Below are 23,670 nucleotides of genomic sequence, written 5' to 3' on the forward strand. Positions count from 1 at the left end.
CCCGGGCGCGGCCGCCGTCAGGCCAGGACGGACGCCATCCGCTCGACGATCATGCGTGCCACCTCGGTGGCCGGGCGGTCCCGGAGCTCCGCGACGCGGCGCTCGCCCCGCTCGCCGACGGACTCGCCCGCGAGCGAGCGGGCCCGGCCCAGCGTGAAGGACACGGTGGCGAGGTTCGCGCCGAGCCGCGTCCCGAGCGCCCACAGCTCGAGCGCGGTCTCGTCGTCCCCGCGCCGTGCCGCGAGCTCCGCACCACCCAGCGCGTACGAGCCGACCACGGGCATGTCCGGCAGCTCCAGGACGTCGGCGGTGGTCGCGGCGAGGATCGCGGCCGCCTCGGCGATGCCCGGCCCGCCCGCCTGCAGCACGACGACCGCCGCGGCGACCCGGATGACGACGCGGCCCTGCGGGACGGGGGACGCGTCCTGCGCGACGACCTCCGCGGCGCGCAGCGCCAGGCGGCGCGCCTCGTCGTCGTCCCCGGTGTGCAGCGCGACGAGCGCGAGCCCGACGAGCGCCTGCGCGCGGTCCGCGACGTCCGCCTGCGGGGAGTCGACCACCTCGCGCAGCGCGGCGAGGCCGTCACGCTCGCCGTCCACCGCGCGCTGCACGTCGAGCAGCACGCGCAGGCGGCGGGCGTCCTGCGCCGCGCCCACGAGCTCGAGGTGCTCGATGCCGCGCTCGAGCCACGCGACGGCGTCCGGCGCGGCGGCGGTGGCGGACCACTGCGCGACGCCCTGGGCGGCCATGCCCATGCCCCAGTGGTCCCCGACCCGCTCGAACAGCGCGAAGGCCTCGCGGGCGTCCTGCGCGGAGGACAGGGTGTCGCCCCCGTTCTCGCGCCACGCGGCGCGCAGGAACAGGCCGAGCCCGCGGACGTAGGTGTCGGCGTGGGCGACGAGCGCCGCCGCGGCGTTCTCCAGCGCGTCCGGCGTGGGCGAGGAGAGGGAGGGGAGCGCGTCCGCGAGCGCGGTCATCCGCGGGCCCACCTGCGCCCGCTGCTCGCGCATGACCCGGCGGAGCACCCGGCCGGCGAGCGCGGCGAGCCGCAGCGAGGAGGTCACGCCGCTGTTCACGGTGCACTCGACCATGACCGAGACGGTCACGTCGCCGTCCGGCAGCCGGGAGCCGGGCGCGGGTCCGGTGAGCAGCACCGAGCGTCGGCGCGCGGCCGGGTCCGCGACGCGCAGGAGGCGCTCGGCCCAGGTGACGACCTCGACGTGCAGCCCGCGCATCGTCCACCAGTGGAAGAGCGCCGAGGCCACCTCGACCGCGGACGCCTCGTCGTCCCGCCGCAGCGCCCAGCGCAGCGCGGCGACGAACGTCTCCTGCTCCTCGCCGCAGCGCGCGAGCGCCGCGAGCTGGTCGTGGCCCGTGAGCCGGTCGGCGAGGTCGGTCGACTCGCGGGCGGACCAGGCGACCAGCCCCTCCACCGCGGCGTCGCGCGACCCCGAGGCCGTCAGCCGCGCCTCGCCGTACTCGCGGACGGTCTCCAGCATCCGGTACCGCGCCGGGCCCGGGCCGGCGTCGTCGAGCGTCAGCAGCGACTGGTCGACCAGGTCCGCGACGTCGCGCCGCGCCTGCGCGTCGCTGATCCCGCCGATGCGCGCGGCGAGCGGCACGGTGAACGAGGCCGGCGCGACGGCCAACCGCTCGAGCAGGTCCCGCTGCCCCGCCGGCAGCAGCTCGCGGCTCCAGTCGACCATCGCCCACAGGCTCGCGTGGCGCTCCGGCAGGCCGCGCAGCGCGTCGTCGAGCAGTGCGAACCGGTCCGCCAGCCCGGCGACGACGTCCGCGACGGGCATCGAGCGCAGTCGGGCCGCGGCGAGCTCGAGCGCGAGCGGCAGGTTGTCGAGGCGGTGGCACAGCTCGACCGCGGCGTCGCGGTCCCACACCAGGTCCGCGCGCGCGGCGGTGGCGCGGGCGTGCAGCAGCGCGAGCGCCTCCTCGTCGGGCAGCGCGCTCAGGCGGTGCACCTGCTCGCCGACGAGCCCGAGCGGCGCGCGCGACGTCGTGAGCACCGTGACGTCCGGCCCGACGACGTCGAGCAGCTCCGCCACGACGCGCGCGGCGTCGGCAAGGACGTGCTCGCAGTTGTCCAGCACGACGAGCCCTGTGAGCTCCTGCGCCGCGAGGCGCAGCCGGTCCGCGCGCGGGATCGCCCGCCGGTCGGCGCGCAGGTCACCGGTCGTCGGGACGCTCTCCGCGCCGCCGAGCTCGCCGAGCACCGCGGGCAGCACGTCGTCACCGGCCCGCAGTGCGGCGAGCTCGACGACGTGCACCTGGTCGCCCCGCTCGGCCGCGCGCCGCGCGACCTCGGCGGCCAGACGGGTCTTGCCCGCCCCGCCCGTGGCGACCACGGTCACGACCGGGGCGGCGCGCAGGGCGGCGGTGACCGCCTGGACGTCCCGCTCGCGTCCGACGAGCGCGCCCGCGGGCCGGCGCCACGCGGCCGGCAGGTGCACGACAGGTGGGTGTCCTGCAGGTGGGTGTCCTGCAGGTGGGTGGCCTGCGGGTGGGTGGTCGGCAGTGGAGAGTGCGGGTGGGAGCCCGGCGCGGGGCGGGGCGCCCGTCGGACCCAGCTCGCCCCGCAGGAGCGCGAGGTGGGCCTGCGCGACGACCGGTGACGGGTCCGTGCCGTACCGCTCGGCGAGCTCGCGGCGCAGCCGCTCGACGACCTCGACGGCCTCGGCGTCACGTCCTTGGGCGGCCAGGACGCGCACCAGCAGCGCGACGGACGGCTCGTCGGGCGGGGTCCGCTCGGCCAGCAGCCGCAGGTCGGTCTCGTCGTAGGGGCCGCCGGACGCGAGCGCCGCACGGGCCGTGACGTCCGCGGCGTCCGCGAGCAGGTGGGTGGCCGCCGGGTCCTCGGGCACGGCCGGGAGCAGCGCGCGGGCCCGGGCCGCCTCGTCGGCGGCGGCCACGAGGTCGCCCCGCCCGAGCGACCCGCGAGCCGAGGCGACCAGGGCACGGGCCTCGTCGGCGTCGACCCGCAGGTCCTGGGAGGCGACGCGGTAGCCGCCGGGGACGGCCCGCACGTCCAGCCCGAGCCGGCGGACACGGGAGACGAGCGCCTGCACGGCGCCGGTGGCGTCCTCCGGCGGGTCGCCGTCCCACACGGCGTCGACGAGCGCGCTCACCGAGACCGCCCGGCCCCGCGCCGCGACGAGCTCGCGGACGACCGCGGCGAGACGCTCGCCGCGCACGGGGGTGCCGTCGAGCGCGAGCGGGCCGAGCGTGGTCACGTGCACGGGCCCAGCATCCCGCATGCAGCCCGACCGCCGGGCGGTCCGCCGTGGTCAGGGCGTCGCGACGATGCCGTCGGCGTGCTCGACGATCCACTCCATGAGCGGCAGCAGCCGCCGGGTCAGGTCAGCGCCGAGCGGTGAGAGCGCGTAGTCGACACGCGGCGGGACGGTGCCGGTGACGGTCCGCTCGACCAGGCCGTCCGCCTCGAGCGTGCGCAGGGTCTGCGCCAGCATCTTCTCGCTGACCCCCTCGACCGTGCGGCGCAGCTCGCCCCAGCGCAGCCCGCGCTCGGACAGCGCGACGAGCACCAGCACGCCCCACCGGCTCGTCACGTGGTCCAGCACGACGCGGCTCGGGCACGCCGCGGGCAGGCGGCCCTCGGCGAGCATCGCGGACAGCGTCGTGACGCGCGTCTCGGCCGAACTCGCGGAGACGTCCGTGACCTGCATGCTTACCCCCGGGTGGGTACCTGACGGAGAGGTGGGTACCGCTCGTCGGGAAAGTCTACGCGCGTCGCGTCGTTGTCCCCGACGAGCGGCGTCGCGCCGCCCGACCGCCCGTGGCGGTCGCCATGGTCGAGGAGGAACGCATGTCTGTCGTCGTCACCGGTGCCACCGGTCACCTGGGTCGTCTGGTCGTCGAGGGTCTGCTCGCCGCGGGGGTCGCGCCCGGTGAGATCGTCGCGGGCGGCCGGCGCACCGAGCGGATCGCCGACCTCGCGGAGCGTGGCGTGCGCGTCGTCACCCTGGACTACGGGCAGCCGGGCACGCTCGGGGCCGCGTTCGCGGGTGCCGACACGGTGCTGCTGGTCTCGGGGTCCGAGGTCGGGCAGCGGGTGGCGCAGCACACCGCCGCGATCGAGGCGGCCCGCGCCGCGGGCGTCCGACGGGTCGTCTACACCTCCGCGCCCCACGCCGACACCACCGCGCTCGTCCTCGCCCCCGAGCACCGGGCCACCGAGGAGCTGCTGGCGGCGTCCGGGCTGGTCGTGACCGTGCTGCGGAACAACTGGTACACGGAGAACTACGTCGCGGCGCTGCAGCAGGCGGCCGAGACCGGCGAGGTGGTGGCGTCGGTGGGCGACGGTCGCGTGGCGTCCGCGACCCGGGCGGACTTCGCGGCCGGCGCGGTGGCCGTCCTCGTGGGCCCGGGGGCCGACGGCCGGTACGACGGGCGGACGCTCGAGCTCTCGGGCGACGTCGCGTGGACGCACGACGAGCTCGCGGGGGCAGCCGCCGAGGTGCTCGGCCGTCCCGTGACGTTCCGCCGGGTGACCCCCGACGAGCAGCGCGCGGCGCTGCTGGCGGCCGGGCTCGACGAGGGGACGGCGGGCTTCGTCGTCGCGCTCGACCAGAACATCGCCGCGGGCGACCTGGCCGACGCGACGGACACGCTCCGGACGCTCCTCGGCCGCCCGACGACCCCGCTCGTCGACGGCCTGCGGGCCGCCTGGACGTCCGCCGACTGACCCGTCGGCGACGGATCTCACGCTCCGATCCGGGACGAACCCGGACGCTCCGGGCGTCACACCTTGTGGACGACGGTGGGGATGTCCCGCGTGTCGGTGTGGACGGCCTGTGGGCGGGCTGTGGACCGAATCACGCCCGTGTCGTTCCACCACGGCGAAGGTGCAGGCCAGGGGCCCGCGGGGGGCGTGTCAGTGGCTCGTCGTACTGTGGACGAGCAGTGCACATGGGTGAAAAACGACACTGATGTAACACAAGACCTAGTGGTTGGTTGCGCGGTCAGCCACTAGGTGTAGTGTCTTCATCACGCGATGGGCCGGAACCTCGGCCGAGGCGCGAGCGGTCGTCGGAAGCCCCCACGAGGGCGTCGGCGCACCCCAGTTCAGCACTCCAGTTCCGCTGAGTTTCCAGAGTCTCCGGGGAGAGGCACGATGACGATCACGGTCTACAGCAAGCCGGCTTGCGTGCAGTGCAACGCCACCTACCGTGCCCTCGACAAGCTCGGTGCCGAGTACACGGTGGTGGACATCAGCGAGGACGCGGACGCCCGCGACTACGTGATGTCGCTCGGCCACCTGCAGGCACCGGTCGTCATCGTCGACGGGGAGCACTGGTCGGGCTACCGCCCGGACCGCATCAAGGCTCTCGCGGAGAACCTGCAGGCCGTCACCGTCGCCTGAGCGGCGGCACCCAGGCCGGGTCCAGCCGTTCCACGGCGGGGCCCGGCCCACTGATTCGACGTCCGTTCGACCCGTTGAGGGGGCAGCGATGAGCTCGCTGGTCTACTTCTCCTCGGCCTCGAACAACACGCACCGCTTCGTGGAGAAGCTCGGCCTGGCGGCCCAGCGCATCCCGTTGCGTCCCTCGGACCCCTTCCTGCACGTCACGGAGCCGTACGTGCTGGTGGTGCCGACGTACGGGGGCGGGAACGAGGGCGGTGCGGTGCCGCGCCAGGTCGTGAAGTTCCTCAACGACCCGGCGAACCGCGGCCTCCTGCGCGGCGTGATCGCCGCGGGCAACACCAACTTCGGCGAGGCGTACTGCATCGCGGGGGACATCGTGGCTGCCAAGTGCCACGTCCCCTACCTGTACGGCTTCGAGCTCATGGGAACGACCGAGGACGTGCAGCGCGTCCGCGAGGGATTGGAACGGTTTTGGCAGCGACAGTCACTGATTTCCGCGTAGACACGTCGGGGATGGACTACCACTCCCTCAACGCCATGCTGAACCTGTATGGCGCGGACGGCGAGATCCAGTTCGAGAAGGACCGGGAGGCGGCGCGGGCCTACTTCCTGCAGCACGTCAACCAGAACACGGTCTTCTTCCACGACCTGGACGAGAAGCTCGACTACCTCGTCGAGAACAAGTACTACGACCCGGCGGTCCTGGCGCAGTACGACCGCGGCTTCGTCAAGTCGCTGTTCGACTACGCGTACTCCAAGAAGTTCCGCTTCCAGACGTTCCTGGGCGCCTTCAAGTACTACACGTCGTACACGCTCAAGACGTTCGACGGGAAGCGGTACCTGGAGCGCTTCGAGGACCGCGTCTGCATGGTGGCGCTGTCGCTCGCCGAGGGTGACGAGGACTTCGCGACCTCGCTGGTCGACGAGATCGTGGCCGGCCGGTTCCAGCCGGCGACGCCCACGTTCCTCAACCTGGGCAAGGCCCAGCGCGGCGAGCCGGTCTCCTGCTTCCTGCTGCGCATCGAGGACAACATGGAGTCCATCGCGCGCGGCATCAACTCCGCGCTGCAGCTCTCCAAGCGGGGCGGCGGCGTGGCGCTCCTGCTCTCGAACGTCCGCGAGCACGGCGCGCCCATCAAGCACATCGAGAACCAGAGCTCGGGCGTCATCCCCGTCATGAAGCTCCTCGAGGACTCGTTCTCCTACGCCAACCAGCTCGGTGCCCGTCAGGGCGCGGGCGCGGTCTACCTGCACGCGCACCACCCGGACATCTACCGGTTCCTCGACACCAAGCGGGAGAACGCGGACGAGAAGATCCGCATCAAGACGCTCTCGCTGGGCGTCGTGATCCCGGACATCACGTTCGAGCTCGCCAAGAAGAACGAGCCGATGTACCTGTTCTCGCCGTACGACGTCGAGCGCGTCTACGGGGTGCCGTTCGCCGACGTGAACGTGACCGAGAAGTACTACGAGATGGTCGACGACGCGCGGATCCGCAAGACCAAGATCAACGCGCGCGAGTTCTTCCAGACCGTCGCGGAGCTGCAGTTCGAGTCGGGCTACCCGTACATCATGTTCGAGGACACGGTGAACCGGGCCAACCCGATCGAGGGCAAGATCACGCACTCGAACCTGTGCTCGGAGATCCTGCAGGTCTCGACGCCGTCCACGTTCAACGAGGACCTGTCCTACGACCACGTGGGCCGGGACATCTCCTGCAACCTCGGCTCCATGAACATCGCGCTGTCGATGGACTCGCCGGACCTCGGCAAGTCGGTCGAGACCGCGATCCGCGCGCTCACGGCGGTCTCGGACCAGACGGACATCGAGTCGGTGCCGTCGGTCAAGCGGGCCAACCGCGGCGGCCACGCGATCGGCCTGGGCCAGATGAACCTGCACGGGTACCTGGCGCGCGAGCGGATCTTCTACGGGTCCGACGAGGGCCTCGACTTCACCAACATCTACTTCTACACGGTCGCCTACCACGCGATCCGGGCCTCGAACCTGCTGGCCCAGGAGCGCAAGCAGGCGTTCTACGGCTTCGAGAAGTCCAAGTACGCCACGGGCGAGTACTTCGAGAAGTACACGGAGAAGGAGTGGGCACCGCGCACGGAGCGCGTGCGCCAGCTCTTCGCCGAGGCCGGCATCCACATCCCGACGCAGGACGACTGGCGCGCGCTCGCCGCCCTGGTCCAGGAGCACGGGCTGTACAACCAGAACCTGCAGGCCGTCCCGCCGACGGGCTCGATCTCCTACATCAACCACTCGACGAGCTCGATCCACCCGATCGCGTCGAAGATCGAGATCCGCAAGGAAGGCAAGATCGGCCGCGTCTACTACCCGGCGCCGTTCATGACGAACGACAACCTGGAGTACTACCAGGACGCGTACGAGATCGGCTACGAGAAGATCATCGACACCTACGCCGAGGCCACGCAGCACGTGGACCAGGGCCTGTCGCTCACGCTCTTCTTCAAGGACACCGCCACGACGCGCGACCTGAACAAGGCGCAGATCTACGCCTGGCGCAAGGGCATCAAGACGATCTACTACATCCGCCTCCGCCAGCTCGCACTTGAGGGGACGGAAGTGGAAAATTGCGTCTCCTGCATGTTGTGACGCGGGGCTGTCGAGCATGAGCGACGCTCTCGATCCTGAGATCGTGGGCCTGGTCTACGGCATTCGGCTCGCCGACTCAGCCGAGTACCGCTACGTCGGGATGACCGAGTCCACTGCGGTTCGGCGCTTTGCTCGGCACCGTGCCAACGCGCGAGCCGGCCGCCGCACCCCGTTCTACGACTGGCTGCGCAAGTACGACGGCGGTGCCGTCGTCGACGAGCTCGAACTGGTGCGCACGACGAGGCAGGATCTCGGACTGGCAGAGATGCGCTGGATCGCTGATCTCCGGGGTGCAGGCCACCGACTGCTGAACCTCACGGATGGTGGGCTGGGTCCGAGCGGCGTCGTGTGGTCCGACGAGCAGCGGGAGGCGGCGAGGGTCCGTTCGACGGGCCGCAAGGGCGTCAGCCGTCCGGGCGCGCTCAACCCCTTCTATGGGGCGAGGCACACCGCGGAGCAGCGAGCCCGGTGGTCTCGTGATCGTGCCGGCACGAACGCGGGCGAGGCGAACCCGAACTACGGCAAGTTCGGACCTGAGCACCCCAGCTACGGTCACACGATGAGCGAGGAGGCGCGCCTCGCGCTCTCGGAGGCGCGCAAGGGTGCGGGCAACCCGAACTTCGGGAAGTCTGCCAGCGCGGAGACACGCGCCAAGATGTCGGCTGCGCGGCGCGGTCGCCCGATGCCGTCCAGTCGCCGCAGCGCACACACCAGGTACCACACGAACAAGGGCGCGTGGAGCTCGCGCTGCGAGTTCTGTGACTCGATCATCGAGCGGCAGTTCGCACTGCTCGTACTCCAGGGAGATGAGAAAGCATGACCCCCACCGGGAAGCTGAAGCTGATCGACCGCGTCTCGGCGATCAACTGGAACCGGCTCGAGGACGACAAGGACGCCGAGGTCTGGGACCGCCTGACCGGCAACTTCTGGCTGCCGGAGAAGGTCCCGGTCTCCAACGACATCCAGTCGTGGGCGACGCTGACCGAGCAGGAGAAGACGCTGACCATGCGCGTCTTCACCGGCCTGACGCTGCTGGACACCATCCAGGGCACGGTCGGCGCCGTCTCGCTCATCCCGGACGCGCTGACCCCGCACGAGGAGGCGGTGTACACCAACATCGCGTTCATGGAGTCGGTGCACGCCAAGTCGTACTCGTCGATCTTCTCGACGCTGTGCTCCACCAAGGAGATCGACGAGGCCTTCCGCTGGTCGGAGGAGAACGTCAACCTCCAGCGCAAGGCCGAGATCGTCATGGAGTACTACAAGGGCGACTCGCCCCTGAAGCGGAAGGTCGCGAGCACCCTGCTCGAGTCGTTCCTCTTCTACTCCGGCTTCTACCTGCCCATGTACTGGTCGAGCCGGGCCAAGCTCACCAACACCGCCGACCTGATCCGCCTGATCATCCGCGACGAGGCGGTGCACGGCTACTACATCGGCTACAAGTACCAGAAGGGCCTCGAGCGCCTCACGTCGGAGGAGCGCGCCGAGCTCAAGGACTACACGTTCGAGCTGCTCTTCGAGCTGTACGACAACGAGGCCGAGTACACGCAGGACCTCTACGACGGCGTCGGCCTGACCGAGGACGTCAAGAAGTTCCTGCGCTACAACGCCAACAAGGCCCTGATGAACCTGGGCTACGAGGCGCTGTTCCCGCGCGACGAGACGGACGTCAACCCGGCGATCCTCTCGGCGCTCAGCCCCAACGCCGACGAGAACCACGACTTCTTCTCCGGCTCGGGCTCGTCCTACGTCATCGGCAAGGCCGTCAACACCGAGGACGACGACTGGGACTTCTGAGCCCCGCACACCCCGCCCGCCGGGGCGGCGAGAGGCCCGGACCGCAGGTTCCTGCGGGTCCGGGCCTCTCGCGTTGCCGGGGGTGACGGGCTGGGGACGGGCTCAGGCGCCCTCGGCCGGGTCCTCCGCGTGCTCGCGGGGGTCCGACGTGGGCTCGTCGGCTCCGGTCGTCGTGGGGGAGCCCTCGGCGGGCTCGGTCGGGTGCTCGCGGGGTGTGTCGGCCGGTGTGGACATCGGCGTCTCCGTTCTCGGGTCGGTACCTCGATGCTCGTCGGCCCGGGCTCGTCGCGCATCCCGACCGTCCGCACCGGCCGCGGTGTGCGCGTTCACACCGAGGGACCGGTTCCGGCGGGACTGAACCGATACAGCGCGTTGACCTGCCCGGACGTCGGTAGAGACCGTGGCGGCGCGCCCGACGGGGGCGGCGGCGTCACACGGCGCCGGGGACCGGACGGACGGGGCACGACGATGACGCGCGCAGCGACGACCGCACCGGCGGGCCCCCGCACGACGAGACAGGCCGTCTGGCTGCTGGCGGTGGCGCTGGTCGCGGCGCTGCTGGCCTCGGTCGCACCGGCGCCGGCGCGCGCGGCGGACAAGACCGTGTGGATCCCGGAGCGGTGGCGGACCACGGGCGAGGTGTCGTGGGCGTCGGACCGGATGGCGCAGTCCGAGAACTTCGTGCTGCTGTGGGGCGAGCTGGCGGGCACGTCGCCGACGACCGCCCCGAGCGCGTACCGGTTCGACCCGACGAACGTGCTCGCCGAGCTCGAGGACGCGTACGGCTTCTACGTCGACGACATGTTGTTCACGCCGGAGACCGGTCTGCTCGCGCAGCACAAGATCATCGTCATCATCACGAACACGTGGTCGTCGAACCCGAACCTCAACGCGTGGGCGACGGGCGGATCGACCGACGGCCGGGTCGGCGTCATCAACCTGGCCCCCGGGGCGGCGCAGCCGAGCTCGTGGGGGCTGGTGCACGAGCTCGCGCACGTCCTGCAGAACTACACGTTCCTGGGCCGGCCGGGGTACGGGTTCACGCACGCGTCGGCCGGCACGTTCTGGGAGTCGAGCGCCGAGTTCATGGCGATGCAGGCGCTGCCCGGGCAGGCGGCGGGTGACCTGACGCGCTTCATCCGCACGGAGAACCTGCCGTACTCCTCGAGCCGGCACCACTACGGCGCGTGGATGCTGATCCAGGCGATCGTGGAGCGGCACGGGATCGGCATGTTCAACCGGATCTGGAACGAGGCCCGCAGCACCGAGCACCCGCTCGAGACGTACCGGCGCTCGCTGGGCTGTCGCAGGACCAGCTGAACGCCGAGGTCGCGCAGTACGCCATGCGCAACGTCACGTGGGACTACGCGAACGCGGCCCAGGTCCGTCCGTTCATCAACGCGCTCTACCCGTTCGTGGGCGCGCAGAGCTTCGTCGTGGCGGACGCCGTCAACGCGTCCGCGCGGCACTACAAGGTCCCGGACGGCATCGCGCCGGGCGCGTTCGGCTACACCAAGATCCGCCTGTACCCGGACACCGCGGGCGGCCTGGTGCGGATCCGGCTCAAGGGCCACGTGGACGCCGCGGCGGGCTCGGGCTGGAGCTACGGCTTCGTCGGCGTCAGCAACGGCGTCGCGCGGTACGGACCGGTGGTCCAGGGCGCGGACACCGAGGCGTCGTTCCAGACCCGAGCGGGCGAGCAGGTGTACCTCGTCGTGGCGGGGACGCCGACGAGCGTGCCGAAGTACGGGTTCCTCGACGGGTACACCAAGAACTACCGCTTCCCGTTCGAGTTCCGCCTGGACGGCGCGTACCCGCAGGGCCACGGCACGGCGACGAACCGCGGGACGGCGCCGGGTGGCGGCCGCTGGCACAGCAACGGCGGCGGCTGGGTGGACGCGCGCGCGAGCGTGGCGGCGACCGCCTACGTCGGGCCGAACGCGGCGGTGTACGGCCGGTCGACGGTGTCCGGCAACGCGCGCATCGAGGGGCTGGCCTGGGTCAACGACGGCGGGACCGTCTCCGGGAACGCGGTGGTCAAGGACAGCGCGCTGATCCAGGGCGGCGTGTCGATCGGCGGCACCGCGGTCGTCGGCGGCGACGCCGAGCCCGCGGGCGCCTGCTCGTCGGGCACGTACCTGCTGTTCGACCCGTCCCGGACCTGCGACGGCCGGGCCGGCGAGACCGACGTGAACCGCCCGTTCTCCGCCTTCCCGTCCGCGGAGCTCGCGATCACGGGGACGACGAGCCCGTCGCCGACCCCGACGCCGACCCCCATCCCCACCCCGACCGCCCCGACCCCGACACCCACCCCGACGCCCACCGCCGCGCCGACCTCGACCGTCGGGCCGACGACCCCGCCGCCGACCGCCGGGTGCACCGCGTCGTTCCAGGTGTCGAGCTCGTGGCCGGGCGGGTTCGTCGGGGCGGTGCGCGTGACGGCGGGCGCGACGCCGGTCTCGTCGTGGAGGGTCACGGTGACCCTCCCGTCCGGGGCGGTCGCGCAGGCGTGGGGCGCGCAGGTCAGCGTGACGTCGCCGATCACCCTGACCCCGGCCGGCTGGAACGCGAGCCTGCCGGCGGGTGGCGTCACCGAGCTCGGGTTCACCGGGACCGGGTCGGGTGCCGGCGGGACGGTGACCTGCACGGCGTCGTGAGGAGGCCGGAGCGGCGCGACGGGCTCAGGAGTCGCCGCGCTGCTCCGGCTCGAGGCTCGTGACCGTCGTCAGCAGGAACACCGAGTCCTCGAGTGCGAGCACCGCGTGCCGCTGGTGCGTGAGCAGGACCAGGTGCCCCGCGGCCACCTCCGACTCCTCGACGCCCGTGACGCGCACGCGGCCGGTCAGCACCTGCAGGCTCGCGGCGTGCGGCGAGTTGTGCTCGGCCAGCTCGGTGCCCGCGGTGAGCGCGAGCACCGTCTGCCGCAGCACGCCGTCGTGCACGACGAGCTGTGCGTCCCGTCCGTGCGCGGACGCGCGGGCGGCGTCGAGGTGGCTCGCGGCGGCGGCGACGAGGTCGGTCATGACCGGCTCCTTCGGTTCGGCGTCCGCCCAGTCTGCCGCGCAGCCACCGCCCCTGCGCCCGCGCCGGTCCACCCGGACCCGCGCGAGAGCTCGGGTCACGTGAGGACGACGAGCTGCTGGGTGGCGCGGGTCATGGCGACGTAGTGGTCGACCGCGCCCGCGACCCCGTCGCCCCACGTGGCGGGTTCGACGAGCACGACGAGGTCGAACTCCAACCCCTTCGCCAGCTCGGGGGTCAGCGAGCGGACCCGGTCCGACGACGGTCGTCCCGGCGCCCCGATCACGCACGCGACCCCCTCGTCGTGCGCGGCCAGCCAGTCCCGGACGACGTGCTCGAGCAGCGCGACCGGCCCGTGCCGGACGGGGACGCCGCTGCGGCGGACGGACACGGGGACGTTCGCGTCGGGCAGCGCGGCGCGGATGACGGGCTCGGCCTCCGCCATGACCTCGGCGGGCGTGCGGTAGTTGATCGTCAGCGACGCCACGCGGACGTCGGTCAGCCCGACGCGCTCGAAGCGTGACACCCACGGCTCGGCGAACCCCCGGCGGGCCTGCGCGCGGTCGCCGACGACCGTGAACGACCGGGACGGGCAGCGCGCCAGGAGCATCTGCCACTGCGCGTCGGTGAGCTCCTGCGCCTCGTCGACGACGACGTGAGCGAACGGTCCCGCGAGCGCGTCCCGGTCGGTGGCCGGGACCGCGGCGGAGTCGACGAGGGAGCTCCTCAGGTCCTGCCCGCGGAGCATCTGCATGACGCGCATCTCGGTGTCGTCGGTCGCGATCAGGTCGGCCACCACGTCGGCCATCCGGGCGCGCTCGGCGGCGACCGCGGCCTCCTGGCGCCGCCGCTGCCGTGACGTCTCGGGGTCCCCGAGGCGTCGCCGCGCGGCGTCGAGGAGCGGGAGGTCGGGCACCGTCCAGGCCTGCGCGTCGTCGCGCTGGAGGGCCGCGACCTCGTCGGGCTCCAGCCACGGTGCGCACAGGCGCAGGTACGCGGGCACGGACCAGAGGTCGCCGACGACGTCGGTGGCCTCGAGCAGGGGCCACGCGCGGCCGAACGCGCGCTGCAGCGCAACGCTCCGGGCCAACGCGTGCCGCAGCGGCTCCTGCGCCGGCTCGCCGCGCAGGCCGTAGGCGTCGAACTGGTCGTCGAACTGGTCGTCGAGCCGGTCGTCGTCCGCCGGGTCCGGGTCGAGGTCCCCGTCGCGGCCCCACCCCTCGCTCGCGTCGTCGCCGGGCTCCGTGGCCTTGTCGACGAGGATCGCCAGCAGCGCGTCCCAGATCTCGTCGCGCGCCTCGTTGTGCGGCGTGCCCGGCTCGGGCACGGCGAACGCCTCCGCCCAGTCCGCCGGGTCGGCCCAGACGTCGACCACGGGGGTCTCGACCAGCAGCCCCTGCGTGGGGGGTCGCTCGTAGAACGTGACGGCCGGCTCCACCGCGGCCACCAGACGCGCGTCGGCCTTGAGCCGGGCGACCACGGGGTCCGGCTCCGGCCCGGCGGTGCGACCCTCGGGCACCAGGTCGCGCAGCGTGCAGGTCTGGACGCCCTCCTCGCCCAGGCTGGGCAGCACGTCGGACACGTAGTCGAGGTACGGCTCGTGCGGCCCGACGAACAGCACCCCACCCCGCCGGTGCCCGAGCCGCGGGTCGGAGTACAGCAGGTACGCGGTCCGGTGCAGCGCGACCACGGTCTTGCCGGTGCCGGGACCGCCGTCGACGACGAGGGTGCCCTGCGACCCCGCGCGCACGATCGCGTCCTGGTCCGCCTGGATGGTGCCGAGGACGTCCCGCATCCGCGCGGACCGGCTGGTGCCGAGCGACGCGATGAACGCGGACTGGTCGTCCAGCGCGGCGCCGTGCGCGAGGCCCTCCGCGGTGAAGGCCTCGTCCCAGTAGTCGGTGATCCGGCCGGCGGTCCACCGGTAGCGCCGGCGGGAGACCAGCCCGAGGGGGTTGCCGTGCGTGGCGCCGAAGAACGGCTCGGCGACCGACGAGCGCCAGTCGACGAGCAGCCGCCGGTCCGCCGCGTCGGTGAGCCCGAGCCGGCCGACGTAGACGACCGTGCCGTCCTGCGCGACCGTCCGGCCCAGGCACAGGTCGAGCCCGAACCGGCGCAGCGTGCGCAGGCGTGCGCTCAGGCGGTGCACCTCCTGGTCCCGCTCGAGCGGGTTGGTCCCGTGCCCCCCGACCGACCGGCGGGCGGCGGCCAGCCGCGCGGTGAGGTCCGCCACCTGCTCCTCGAGCCGGGACGCGATGGCGGCGAAGTGCCGCTCGTCGTCGCCGACGAGCGCGGGGTCGGCCTTGGCGGCGAGGCGGTCGGGCAGGTCGAAGACGTGGCTGGGCAGCGAGATCACGGCGGCTCCGGGCGGGTCGGCGGGCGGTGCGGGACGACGAGGACCGCGATTCTCCGCCGCGCCGGGGGCCTTGCCGCAAGACCCCCCGTGCGCTATACGTTGAGAACGGAGGGGTTGCCCGTCCCGACGAGCTCGGCGAGCGGGACCGTGAAGCGGTGCGTGCCGTGCCCCACCTCCTGCCGGCGGGACCCCAGGTCGACGAGCGCCGTCGCCCCGACCGGGACCACCGCCTCCACCTCGACGAGGTCGCCCTCGAGCCGCCACGCGACCGACGCGTCGCCGTACGGCGTGCGCCGCTCGCTACGCGCGTGCGTGAGCCCGCCGCCGGGCCGCGGCGCGACGCGCAGGCGGCGGCCGCCGGGCTCGTCGAGCGCGAGGCCCGCGACGACTCGGTGCACCCAGTCGACGACCGAGCCGAACGCGTAGTGGTTGAAGGACGTCATGTCGCCCGGGTTCACGCTGCCGTCGGGCAGCAGGCTGTCCCAGCGCTCCCACGTGGTCGTCGCACCCATGTCCACGGCGTAGAGCCAGGACGGGCACTCGCGGCCGAGCAGCACGCGGTAGGCGGTGTCGAGGTGGCCGGACGACGAGAGCGCGTCGCACAGCACGGGCGTCCCGGCGAAGCCCGTCGCCACCGTGAAGCCGCCGGCGGCGACGAGGGCCGCGAGACGGTCCGCGACCCGGCGGCGCGCGGCCTCGTCGGGCACCAGGTCCCACGTCAGGGCGAGCGCGTACGCGGTCTGGCTGTCCGCGCCGGCCGGCGGCGGGTCGGTCAGGTAGCGGGCGGCGAACGCCGCGCGCACCTCGTCGGCCAGCAGCCCGTAGCGCCGCGCGTCGTCGGCCTCGCCGAGCACCTCGGCCGTGGCGGCCAGCAGCCGTGCCGACCGCGCGAAGCACGCGGTCGCCACCAGGTAGCGGTCGGTGACCGCGAGCGTCGGGTCGTCGGGCGGAGCCGTCGGGTCGAGCCAGTCGCCGAGCTGGAAGCCCGTGTCCCAGACGCGGTCCGGGCCCGCGAGGGCGGTGACCTGGTCCACCCACGCGCGCGCCGACGGGTACTGCCGCGCGAGCACTGCGCGGTCGTCCGACGCCTGGAACAGCGCCCACGGCACCATGACCGCGGCGTCGCCCCACAGCGCGCCCGGCACCGTCGGGTCCCACTCCTCGCCCGGCACGTAGGGCACGTACCAGGGGACCGTGCCGTACTGCGCCTGCTCGGCGCTGACCGAGCGGAGCCAGTCGGCGAGCATGCCCGTGCAGTCGTACAGCGTCGCGGCGGTGGGCGCGAAGACCGCGATGTCGCCGGTCCACCCCATCCGCTCGTCGCGCTGCGGGCAGTCGGTCGGCACGTCCAGGAAGTTCGAGCGCATGCTCCAGACCGCGTTCTCGTGCAGGCGGTCGAGGGCGGGGTCGGACGACGAGAACGCGCCGGTGCGCCGCATCACGGAGTGGTGCACGCGCGAGACGACGTCGCCCGGTGCGAGCGGGCCCGGCCAGCCGGACACCTCGGCGTACCGGTAGCCGTGCATGGTGAACCGCGGCTCCCACTCGGTCACCGCCTCGTCGCCGAGGACCAGCGAGTCCACCGAGACCGCGGCGCGCAGCGGACGCACGCACAGCTCGCCGTCCTCGAGGACCTCGGCGTGCCGCAGCGTGACGGTGGTGCCGGCCGGACCGGCAACGCGCACGCGGAGGCGTCCGGCGTGGTTCTGGCCGAAGTCCAGGAGCCACCGCCCCGGCTCGCGCTCCTCGACGTGCACCGGCGCGAGCTCGTCGGTGCAGCGCACGGGCGGCGCGTCCGCGGTGGTCAGCACGTCGAGGTCGAGCGGCAGCGCCGTCACGGCCGGCCACGCGGCGTCGTCGAACCCCGGCGCGGACCAGCCCGGCTGCTCGAGCCGCGCGTCGTGGTGCTCGCCCTCGTAGAGCTGGGCGCTGAGCGTCGGTGCGGGGGTCCACCGCCACGCCTCGTCCGTGGCCACCGCGACGCTGCGGCCGTGGCCGGTCACCACCTCGAGCTGCGCGAGCAGGCCCAGGTCGGCACCGAAGACGTCCCAGTGGCCGCCCTGGAAGCCCAGGTGGCCGCGGTACCAGCCGTCGGCGAGCCACGCGCCCAGGACGTTCTCGCCCTCGACGAGCAGGTCGGTCACGTCGTACGCGAGCACGCGCAGCCGGTGCCGGTAGCTGGTCCAGCCGGGTGCCAGGACGTCGGCGCCCACGCGCCGGCCGTTCAGCTCGAGCTCGGTGACGCCGTGCGCGGTCACGTACAGCAGCGCGCGACGCGTGCCGGTGGGCGCGACGAACGTGCGGCGCAGGAGCACCGGCCGGCGGTCGGCCGCGGTGGTCCCGTCCGTCGTCCGGTCCGCCCCGTCCGTCTCGGGAGGTCCGACGAGGACGGCGGACCAGTCCGACGGCGCCAGCAGACCCAGCGCCGCGGTCACGGGGCGGCTCCACGGGCTCCACGCGTCGTCGGACCCGCGCACGCGGACGCGGACCTCGAGCGCCTCGCGTGCGCCGAGCTCGCGCGCGGGCCAGTCGACCAGCACCGACCGCTCGCTCTCGACCGCCGCGTGCACCGGCTCGGTCCCGCCGTCGGCCCGGGTGATCGTCCCCTCGACCTCGTACGCGGCCTGGGCCCAACCCTCGGGGGCGGTCGGCACCACCCACGAGAGCCGGGGGCGCGTGCTCCCGAGCCCGACCGCGCCGGGCTCGGCGTGCTCGACCCGCAGGTCGACGGGCGCGGCGAGGGGTGCGGCGGCACGGGGGGCCGGCGACGGGTCGGCGGCGGAAGGGGCGAGGGGGCGCTGGGTCACGGTGCCGTGGTCTCGTTCGTCGGGGCGGGCAGGTCGGTGGGGTCGGGATCGAGCACGCTCGTCGTCGGGCCGGTCACGCGACGTGCGCCGCAGCGCACGGTGACCCCGGCGGGGACCTCGAGGCGCACCCGCTGGCCCGTGGCGGTCCGGTCCGCGCGGACGCGCAGCGGGCCTGCGGCCAGCGGTACCTCGGCCTCGGCCCACGCGAGGGCGCCGAGCGCCGGCGCGACCTCGACCTCGCGCCAGCCGTCGGCCGCGGGCCGCAGGCCCAGCACGATCTCGGGGAGCAGTGCGGCCGGCCCCGAGGACCAGCCGTGGCACAGGCTGCGCCCGTACGGCCGGCCGTACATCGCGGTGTCGGGGCCGTCGCCGGGGAAGTCCTCCCAGAACGTCGTCGCGCCGCGGTCGAGCATCGAGCCCCAGAGCGCGGACAGCGTGCCGAGCGCGAGGTCGCGCTCACCGCAGGCGAGCAGGGCGCGCAGCGCGAACGTCGTCATGAACGGCGTGCCGACGCGCCCGTGCCGGCGGAGCACGTCGCGGACCGCGGGCGGGACCGCACCGTCGTGCAGCCCGGCGAGCACCGCGAGCAGCGCGGGGTACGGGTCGTCGTGGGCACGGTCGTCGGGCCGGTCTCTGTCGGCCACCGGTGCGCCCGGGGCGCGCAGGTGCGCGGTCCACGCCCCGTCGGACCACCCGCGCTCGCGGGCGACCGCGGTCGCGTGCCGCGCGGCGTCCGCCCAGCGTCCGGCGGCGGGGTGCCCGGCCGCGGCGAGCAGCTCGGTGCCCGAGCGGAGCGCCCACACCCACAGCAGCTGCAGCGCGGTCGGGTCGGTGCCGGACGTGACCTCCACGCCCCAGTCGAGGAAGACGCGGTGGAACTGCTCGGGCCGGTCGCGGGGCCGGAAGACGCCGTCGTCGCCCACCTCGCGTGCGAGGTCGGTGAGCAGGTCGTCGGCCTGGTCCGCCAGGCCGCCGAGGTCGGTGCCGGGTCCGTGCTGCCGCACGAGCTCGCGGGCGGTGACCACCCACCACAGCGAGTAGTCGGAGATGCCGTTCACCCAGCCGTCGCCGGGCCGGCCGAGCGCCACGAGGCTGTCCGCCGCGAGCCCGCGGTCGCCGAGCACGTACGCGTTGACGGTGGTGGTGACCGCCTGGTCGCCCACCCACGGCAGCCGGTCGCGCTTGAGACCGTCGACGACGAGCTCCTGCGCGCACAGCGCGAGCGTGCGCGCGGCGACGTCGGCGATCGCGGTCAGGCGCTCGTCGGAGCAGCGGAAGGACCCCGTCGGGCGCGGTGCCACGCGGGCCTCGACCTCGACGGTGCAGGACGGGTCCGACGAGCGCACGGCGAGCCAGCGCAGCGCGAGCTCGTGCCGGGTGGTCCACGCGCCGTCGTCGCGCAGCACGAGGTCGTGCCGGGTCTCGGCCGTGGCGTCGTCGGGGTCGAGGGCCTCGGCGCGCGTCTCGCCGGCGCGCAGGACGGGCCGGCCCGCCGAGCGGACGACGGGACGGCCGAGGACGGGCGCGGCCAGCACGTGCAGGCCGTCCCTCTCGCCGTCGACGTCGACGTCCACGCGCACGGGCACCTCGGTGCGGACCGCGGGCCGCACCTGGACGGGCGGCAGGGCGGCGGACGTGGTGCGGGGCGTGACCGCGTGCCGCCGGCCGCGCTCGTCGACGCTGCGCCACGCCGCCTGGGCCAAGGGGGAGCGCCCGGGCACGCCGATGGCGGCGGGCAGGCCGTCGGCGGTCTCGACGACGACCCGCAGCTCGCCGAGGCCCGCGGGGACCGCGACGTGCCAGGCGCCGTCCGCCTCGACCGCGTGCAGGTCCGCGCCATCGGCGCGGACGGTGACGGCGCCGGTCGCGAGGAGCACCGCCGGGCCGGCGGGCGGCTCGTCGAGCCGGAGCTCGGCGCGGCCGGTGGGCCGCGCGAAGGCGTCGCTGTAGTCGACCGACCGCTGCGCCGCGCGCGCGGTCGTGACCAGGTGCTCGAGCACCGCGGCCTCGTGCTCGCCCCAGCCGTGCAGCCAGGTCCACGTCCCGGCCGCGGGCTCGACGACGGGCTCGACGACGGTGTCGTCGGGGTGCGGCGTCGTGCGGGTCACGTCGTCTCCGGGCTGTCTACGGGCGCTGTACCGGCGCTGTGCGGGCTGGCTGCGGGCGAGGGGTGGCTCCCCGCCCGTCCACGACGGGCGGGCGAGGAGCCACCGGTGTGCTCAGGTCAGGCGGGACCTTGCTCCCAGGCCTGGTCCATCGCCTCGAGCACGTCGTCGGACGTCTGCGAGCCGTCGAAGATGCCCTGGACGCCGGTCAGCAGCGCGGTCTGGACGTCGGGGTTCGGCCACAGCTGGTCCATGAAGGGGTAGGTCTTGCCGCCGTTGAAGTAGTCGCCCAGGTCCTGCAGCGACTCGGCCAGCTCGAACTGGTCGTTCGGGATGCCCGGGAGGCCGGCGTTGACCTCGGCGAACGCGTTGGTGCCCTCGGCCGAGGCCAGGAAGTCCATGAACGCGAGCGCGTTGGCCTTGTTCGCGGCGTCGGCGTTCACGCCGTACGTCCCGGACGCGGCGGCGGCCATGCGGGTGGCCTCGGTGTCGTCGGACGCGGGCATGGCGTGCAGGCTGAAGGTCGCGCCCTCGGGGGCGGCCTCGGTCAGCGCCTGGATGGCCCAGTTGCCGTTGACGATGCCGAGCGCGTCGCCGGTCGCCGCCATCGAGACGGTCGTGTTGTAGTCCGTGCCGCCGACGCCCTCGTTGAAGCAGCCGGCCTGCGTCATCTCGTCGTACTTGGCGAGCACGTCCGTCCACGCCGAGCCGGCAAAGTGCGGGGCCGTGTATTCGGTCGCTCCGCTGTCCATCTCGGGGTCCGCGGTGTAGACCATCTCGGGAGCCAGCGAGTAGGGGATCAGCTGGCCGACCCACGAGTCCTGCACGCCGAGCGCAAACGCGACCTTGCCCGCGTCCTTGGCCGTCTGGCACAGGTCCAGCACCTCGGACCACGTGGTGGGCGGCGTGGCGCCCACGTCGGCGAGCGCCTGGTCGTTGAAGACCGCACCGAGGCCGCTGACCGTCACGGCGAGGCCGTAGAGACCGTCCTCGTTCTCGAGCACGGGCTTGAGCCCGTCGGGCACGTCGGCGGCCCAGTCGCGGCCGGAGAGGTCCTCGAGGAAGCCCGCGGGGGCGAGCACGGAGATCGCCGCCGAGTTGCCGGCGCCCGGCCAGATCTGCACGACGTCCGCGGCGGTGCCGCCCGTGAGCTGCGTGCGCAGCGTCGGCTGGTACTGGTCGGTGTCCGCCCACGTCGTCGTGACCTTGATGTCCGGGTACTGCTTCTCGAACGCCGCGATCGACGCCTCGAGCGCGGCCTTGTCCGAGTTGAGGGCGGAGATCGTGAGCTCACCCGATCCCGCGGTCTCGGTGGGCTCGCTCGCGTCGCCGTCACCGCCGCCGCTGCTGCAGGCGGTGAGCGCGAGGCCGAGCACCGCGGTCGTGACGAGGACGGTCGTCGTCTTCCTGGTGTGCATGGTTCCTCCTGGTAGTCGTCGGACGGGCCGCAGCGTCGCGGCGGGTGCGGGGTGGGCGGGTGCGGGGTGGGCGGGTGCAGGGTGGGCGGAGCTGGTGGTGCGGGTGGGGGGCGTGCGTCCTCGTCGTGCACGAGGAGGTACATGAGGAGGTGGCGGTGCCGGCGGAGCGGCCGGGTGCGCGTGCGGTCAGGCCTTGAGGCCGCCGCTGAAGCCCTTGATGATCGAGCGCTGCATCGCGAAGTAGACGACGAGCACCGGGATGATCCCGATGAGCAGCCCGGCGAAGACCACGTTGTAGTTCGACGAGTACTGCGCCACGAAGGTGGAGATCGCGAGCGGCATGGTGGCCGTGGTGGACCCGGACAGGTAGAGCAGCGGCGTGAGGAAGTCGTTCCAGACGAACACGGCGTTGAGGATGATGACGGTGCCCGTGATGGGCCGCAGCAGCGGGAACACGACGCGGGTGAACGCCCGGAGCGGCGAGCAGCCGTCGAGCATCGCCGCCTCCTCGTAGTCCAGCGGCAGCGCGCGCAGGAAGCCGGTGTAGAGGAACGTCGCGAACGGCACCTGCAGGCCCGAGTAGAACAGGATCAGCGACCACACCGACCCGATCAGCCCGAGGTCGCGGATGGTCGAGTACAGCGGGAGCAGCGCGAGCTGGAACGGCAGCAGCAGGCCGACCATGAACAGCGCGAACATGAGCCGCGACCAGCGCTTGGTCACGCGGGCCAGCACGTAGGCCGCGAGCGCGGACACCGCGACGATGATCACGACGCTGACGACCGTGACGAACGTGCTGGTGAGCAGCGCCTTGCCGAGGTCCGCGTCGTTCCACGCGGTGGAGAAGTTGGCCCACGTGGGGTCCGACGTCGGCGTGAGCAGGGACTGCTGCGACGAGCGGTCCCGGAACGCGAGGTTGACCAGGATGTAGAGCGGGAACGCGATCACGAGCGCGACCACGACCATCCCGACCTCGGTCGCGAACGTGCGACCCGTGTAGCGGCGGTTCACGACGCCTTCCTCTCCGCGCGGCGCAGCAGGTTGTACTGCGCGGCGGCGAACACCGCGACGAGCAGCGTGAGGACCACCGCGAGCGCGATCGCGAACGCGAACTGGCCCGAGTTGAACGCGTAGCGGTAGATCAGGGTGGACAGCGTCTGGGTCGAGTTCGCCGGCCCGCCGCCCGTCGTCGCGTAGACCTGGTCGAAGAGCTTGATCCCGCCGATGATCGACAGCATCAGGTTGATCGTGGTGGCGGGGGCGAGCAGGGGGAGCTCGATCGAGGTGAAGCGGCGGAACCGGCTCGCGCCGTCGAGCTCCGCGGCCTCGTAGATCTCCTGCGGGATGCTCTGCAGGCCCGCCAGGAAGATCACCATCGAGTACCCGGCGAACTGCCAGACGACGATCATCACGATCGACCACATCGCGTACCGCGAGTCGCCGAGCCACTCCCGCTGCAGCCCGTCGAGGCCCACCGCGTCGAGGAACGAGTTGACCGCGCCCGTCGGTGCCAGCAGGTTGCGCCACAGGTAGGCGACGACGACGGGCGTGAGGACCGCCGGCGCGAACAGCAGCACCCGCAGGACGTTGCGCGACTTGATGTGCGAGTTGACGCCGAGGGCGAGCAGCAGCCCGATCGCGTTCTGGATGATCGTCACCGCGACGGCGATGATCACGGTGCGCACCAGCGCGTCGCGGGCGATCTCGGTGTTCCAGAGCTTGACGAAGTTGTCGAAGCCGATCCAGTCGTAGGTCTCGCTGATGCCGTTCCAGTCCGTGAAGGCCAGGACGCCGCCGCGCACGCTCGGCACCAGCACGACGAACGCGTACAGGGCGAGGCCGGGGAGCAGGAACCACCACGGCGCGCGCGACCGGCGGCCGAGCAGGTCGGGCCGACGCCGCGCAGGCCGCGAGGCGGGGCGGCCGGCCCCGTCCTCGGGTGCGCCGCCCGCCCGGCCCGACCGCGTCGGGTCGTCCTCGGTGTGCGTGGGGAGGGTCATCGTCAGGTCTTCCGTCGACAGTGATCAGGCGTCCTGCGGTGCTCGACGGGCGGCGGCGTCCGGCGGGGGTGGCCGGCGCGCTCTGCTCTCCGTCGAGCGATTGAAGCGTTTCATAGCGCCGCCGGGGGTGTCAACAGGGGGACCTTCGA

Annotated in this window: 17 protein-coding genes and 1 pseudogene; 8 read left to right on the forward strand and 10 right to left on the reverse strand. The window is 73.3% G+C overall.

The features are described 5' to 3' along the window. Window positions 1-17: 17 nt before the first annotated feature. Window positions 18-3,251, reverse strand: a complete 3,234-nt coding sequence (locus tag KIN34_RS05950) for an AfsR/SARP family transcriptional regulator (RefSeq protein WP_214348033.1) — start codon at window positions 3,249-3,251, stop codon at window positions 18-20. 48 nt (window positions 3,252-3,299) lie between these two features. Beyond that, the gene (locus tag KIN34_RS05955) at window positions 3,300-3,638 is read right to left on the reverse strand and encodes a winged helix-turn-helix transcriptional regulator (RefSeq protein ID WP_237689420.1); all 339 of its coding nucleotides are present in this window, start codon (window positions 3,636-3,638) and stop codon (window positions 3,300-3,302) included. A 200-nt stretch (window positions 3,639-3,838) separates the two neighbouring features. Here KIN34_RS05955 and KIN34_RS05960 point away from each other — a divergent pair, with 200 nt between their 5' ends. The 6 genes from KIN34_RS05960 (at window position 3,839) to nrdF (ending at window position 9,814) form a co-directional block, all read left to right on the forward strand. Then, window positions 3,839-4,717 (forward strand): SDR family oxidoreductase, encoded by an 879-nt coding sequence (locus KIN34_RS05960; protein ID WP_214348038.1) that lies wholly within the window; start codon window positions 3,839-3,841, stop codon window positions 4,715-4,717. 429 nt (window positions 4,718-5,146) lie between these two features. Then, window positions 5,147-5,395 carry a glutaredoxin-like protein NrdH gene (gene nrdH / locus KIN34_RS05965; protein WP_214348041.1) on the forward strand — a complete coding sequence of 83 codons (249 nt, stop codon included), beginning with the start codon at window positions 5,147-5,149 and terminating at the stop codon, window positions 5,393-5,395. 88 nt (window positions 5,396-5,483) lie between these two features. Continuing rightward, a complete protein-coding gene (gene nrdI, locus KIN34_RS05970; RefSeq protein WP_214348044.1) occupies window positions 5,484-5,900 on the forward strand; it encodes a class Ib ribonucleoside-diphosphate reductase assembly flavoprotein NrdI in 417 nt (138 codons plus the stop codon). Between the two features lie 11 nt (window positions 5,901-5,911). Beyond that, entirely contained in the window at window positions 5,912-8,017 is a 2,106-nt protein-coding gene (gene nrdE / locus KIN34_RS05975; RefSeq protein ID WP_214348047.1) for a class 1b ribonucleoside-diphosphate reductase subunit alpha, read from the forward strand. 16 nt (window positions 8,018-8,033) lie between these two features. Then, window positions 8,034-8,837, forward strand: coding sequence for an NUMOD3 domain-containing DNA-binding protein (locus KIN34_RS05980; RefSeq protein WP_214348050.1), 804 nt, complete (start codon window positions 8,034-8,036; stop codon window positions 8,835-8,837). Next, window positions 8,834-9,814 (forward strand): class 1b ribonucleoside-diphosphate reductase subunit beta, encoded by a 981-nt coding sequence (gene nrdF, locus KIN34_RS05985; protein ID WP_214348053.1) that lies wholly within the window; start codon window positions 8,834-8,836, stop codon window positions 9,812-9,814. Before KIN34_RS05980 ends, nrdF begins: the two co-directional genes overlap by 4 nt. A gap of 102 nt (window positions 9,815-9,916) precedes the next feature. Here the strand turns inward: nrdF and KIN34_RS17095 are convergent, their stop codons facing one another. Continuing rightward, the gene (locus KIN34_RS17095; protein ID WP_273544019.1) at window positions 9,917-10,048 is read right to left on the reverse strand and encodes a hypothetical protein; all 132 of its coding nucleotides are present in this window, start codon (window positions 10,046-10,048) and stop codon (window positions 9,917-9,919) included. Window positions 10,049-10,282: 234 nt separating this feature from the next. On the opposite strand from KIN34_RS17095, the pseudogene KIN34_RS05990 reads away from it, so the two are divergent. Both KIN34_RS05990 and KIN34_RS16740 read left to right on the forward strand, forming a co-directional pair. Then, window positions 10,283-11,574: pseudogene (locus KIN34_RS05990) on the forward strand (DUF6055 domain-containing protein); the annotation flags it as partial. A gap of 429 nt (window positions 11,575-12,003) precedes the next feature. Next, entirely contained in the window at window positions 12,004-12,471 is a 468-nt protein-coding gene (locus tag KIN34_RS16740; RefSeq protein ID WP_307858255.1) for a cellulose binding domain-containing protein, read from the forward strand. 24 nt (window positions 12,472-12,495) lie between these two features. Here KIN34_RS16740 and KIN34_RS06000 read toward each other — a convergent pair whose 3' ends face one another. The 7 genes from KIN34_RS06000 to KIN34_RS06030 all read right to left on the reverse strand — a co-directional run bounded on the left by KIN34_RS06000 (window position 12,496) and on the right by KIN34_RS06030 (window position 23,521). Next, entirely contained in the window at window positions 12,496-12,837 is a 342-nt protein-coding gene (locus tag KIN34_RS06000) for a cupin domain-containing protein (protein WP_214348062.1), read from the reverse strand. A 95-nt stretch (window positions 12,838-12,932) separates the two neighbouring features. Continuing rightward, complete coding sequence (gene helR / locus KIN34_RS06005) at window positions 12,933-15,191, reverse strand: RNA polymerase recycling motor ATPase HelR (protein WP_372449528.1); 2,259 nt, start codon at window positions 15,189-15,191, stop codon at window positions 12,933-12,935. Window positions 15,192-15,283: 92 nt separating this feature from the next. Then, window positions 15,284-17,998, reverse strand: coding sequence for a family 78 glycoside hydrolase catalytic domain (locus tag KIN34_RS06010; RefSeq protein WP_214348065.1), 2,715 nt, complete (start codon window positions 17,996-17,998; stop codon window positions 15,284-15,286). Continuing rightward, entirely contained in the window at window positions 17,995-20,106 is a 2,112-nt protein-coding gene (locus tag KIN34_RS06015) for an alpha-L-rhamnosidase-related protein (RefSeq protein ID WP_214348067.1), read from the reverse strand. The genes KIN34_RS06010 and KIN34_RS06015 overlap by 4 nt, the downstream gene beginning before the upstream one ends. 116 nt (window positions 20,107-20,222) lie before the next feature. Then, window positions 20,223-21,521 (reverse strand): ABC transporter substrate-binding protein, encoded by a 1,299-nt coding sequence (locus KIN34_RS06020; protein ID WP_214348070.1) that lies wholly within the window; start codon window positions 21,519-21,521, stop codon window positions 20,223-20,225. Between the two features lie 186 nt (window positions 21,522-21,707). Then, a complete protein-coding gene (locus KIN34_RS17100) occupies window positions 21,708-22,532 on the reverse strand; it encodes a carbohydrate ABC transporter permease (protein ID WP_214348072.1) in 825 nt (274 codons plus the stop codon). Further along, window positions 22,529-23,521 (reverse strand): carbohydrate ABC transporter permease, encoded by a 993-nt coding sequence (locus tag KIN34_RS06030; protein ID WP_214348074.1) that lies wholly within the window; start codon window positions 23,519-23,521, stop codon window positions 22,529-22,531. Before KIN34_RS06030 ends, KIN34_RS17100 begins: the two co-directional genes overlap by 4 nt. Window positions 23,522-23,670 lie beyond the last annotated feature (149 nt).

This window comes from Cellulomonas fulva (genome assembly GCF_018531375.1).
Classification (GTDB): domain Bacteria; phylum Actinomycetota; class Actinomycetes; order Actinomycetales; family Cellulomonadaceae; genus Cellulomonas; species Cellulomonas fulva.

Excerpts from the sequence above, each read along its gene's own strand:
- KIN34_RS05955 (WP_237689420.1), bottom strand. The coding sequence starts at position 3,638 with ATGCTCGCCGAGGGCCGCCTGCCCGCGGCGTGCCCGAGCCGCGTCGTG.
- KIN34_RS05960 (WP_214348038.1), top strand. The coding sequence starts at position 3,839 with ATGTCTGTCGTCGTCACCGGTGCCACCGGTCACCTGGGTCGTCTGGTC.
- nrdH (WP_214348041.1), top strand. The coding sequence starts at position 5,147 with ATGACGATCACGGTCTACAGCAAGCCGGCTTGCGTGCAGTGCAACGCC.
- nrdI (WP_214348044.1), top strand. The coding sequence starts at position 5,484 with ATGAGCTCGCTGGTCTACTTCTCCTCGGCCTCGAACAACACGCACCGC.
- nrdE (WP_214348047.1), top strand. The coding sequence starts at position 5,912 with ATGGACTACCACTCCCTCAACGCCATGCTGAACCTGTATGGCGCGGAC.
- KIN34_RS05980 (WP_214348050.1), top strand. The coding sequence starts at position 8,034 with ATGAGCGACGCTCTCGATCCTGAGATCGTGGGCCTGGTCTACGGCATT.
- nrdF (WP_214348053.1), top strand. The coding sequence starts at position 8,834 with ATGACCCCCACCGGGAAGCTGAAGCTGATCGACCGCGTCTCGGCGATC.
- KIN34_RS17095 (WP_273544019.1), bottom strand. The coding sequence starts at position 10,048 with ATGTCCACACCGGCCGACACACCCCGCGAGCACCCGACCGAGCCCGCC.
- KIN34_RS06000 (WP_214348062.1), bottom strand. The coding sequence starts at position 12,837 with ATGACCGACCTCGTCGCCGCCGCCGCGAGCCACCTCGACGCCGCCCGC.
- KIN34_RS06020 (WP_214348070.1), bottom strand. The coding sequence starts at position 21,521 with ATGCACACCAGGAAGACGACGACCGTCCTCGTCACGACCGCGGTGCTC.
- KIN34_RS06030 (WP_214348074.1), bottom strand. The coding sequence starts at position 23,521 with ATGACCCTCCCCACGCACACCGAGGACGACCCGACGCGGTCGGGCCGG.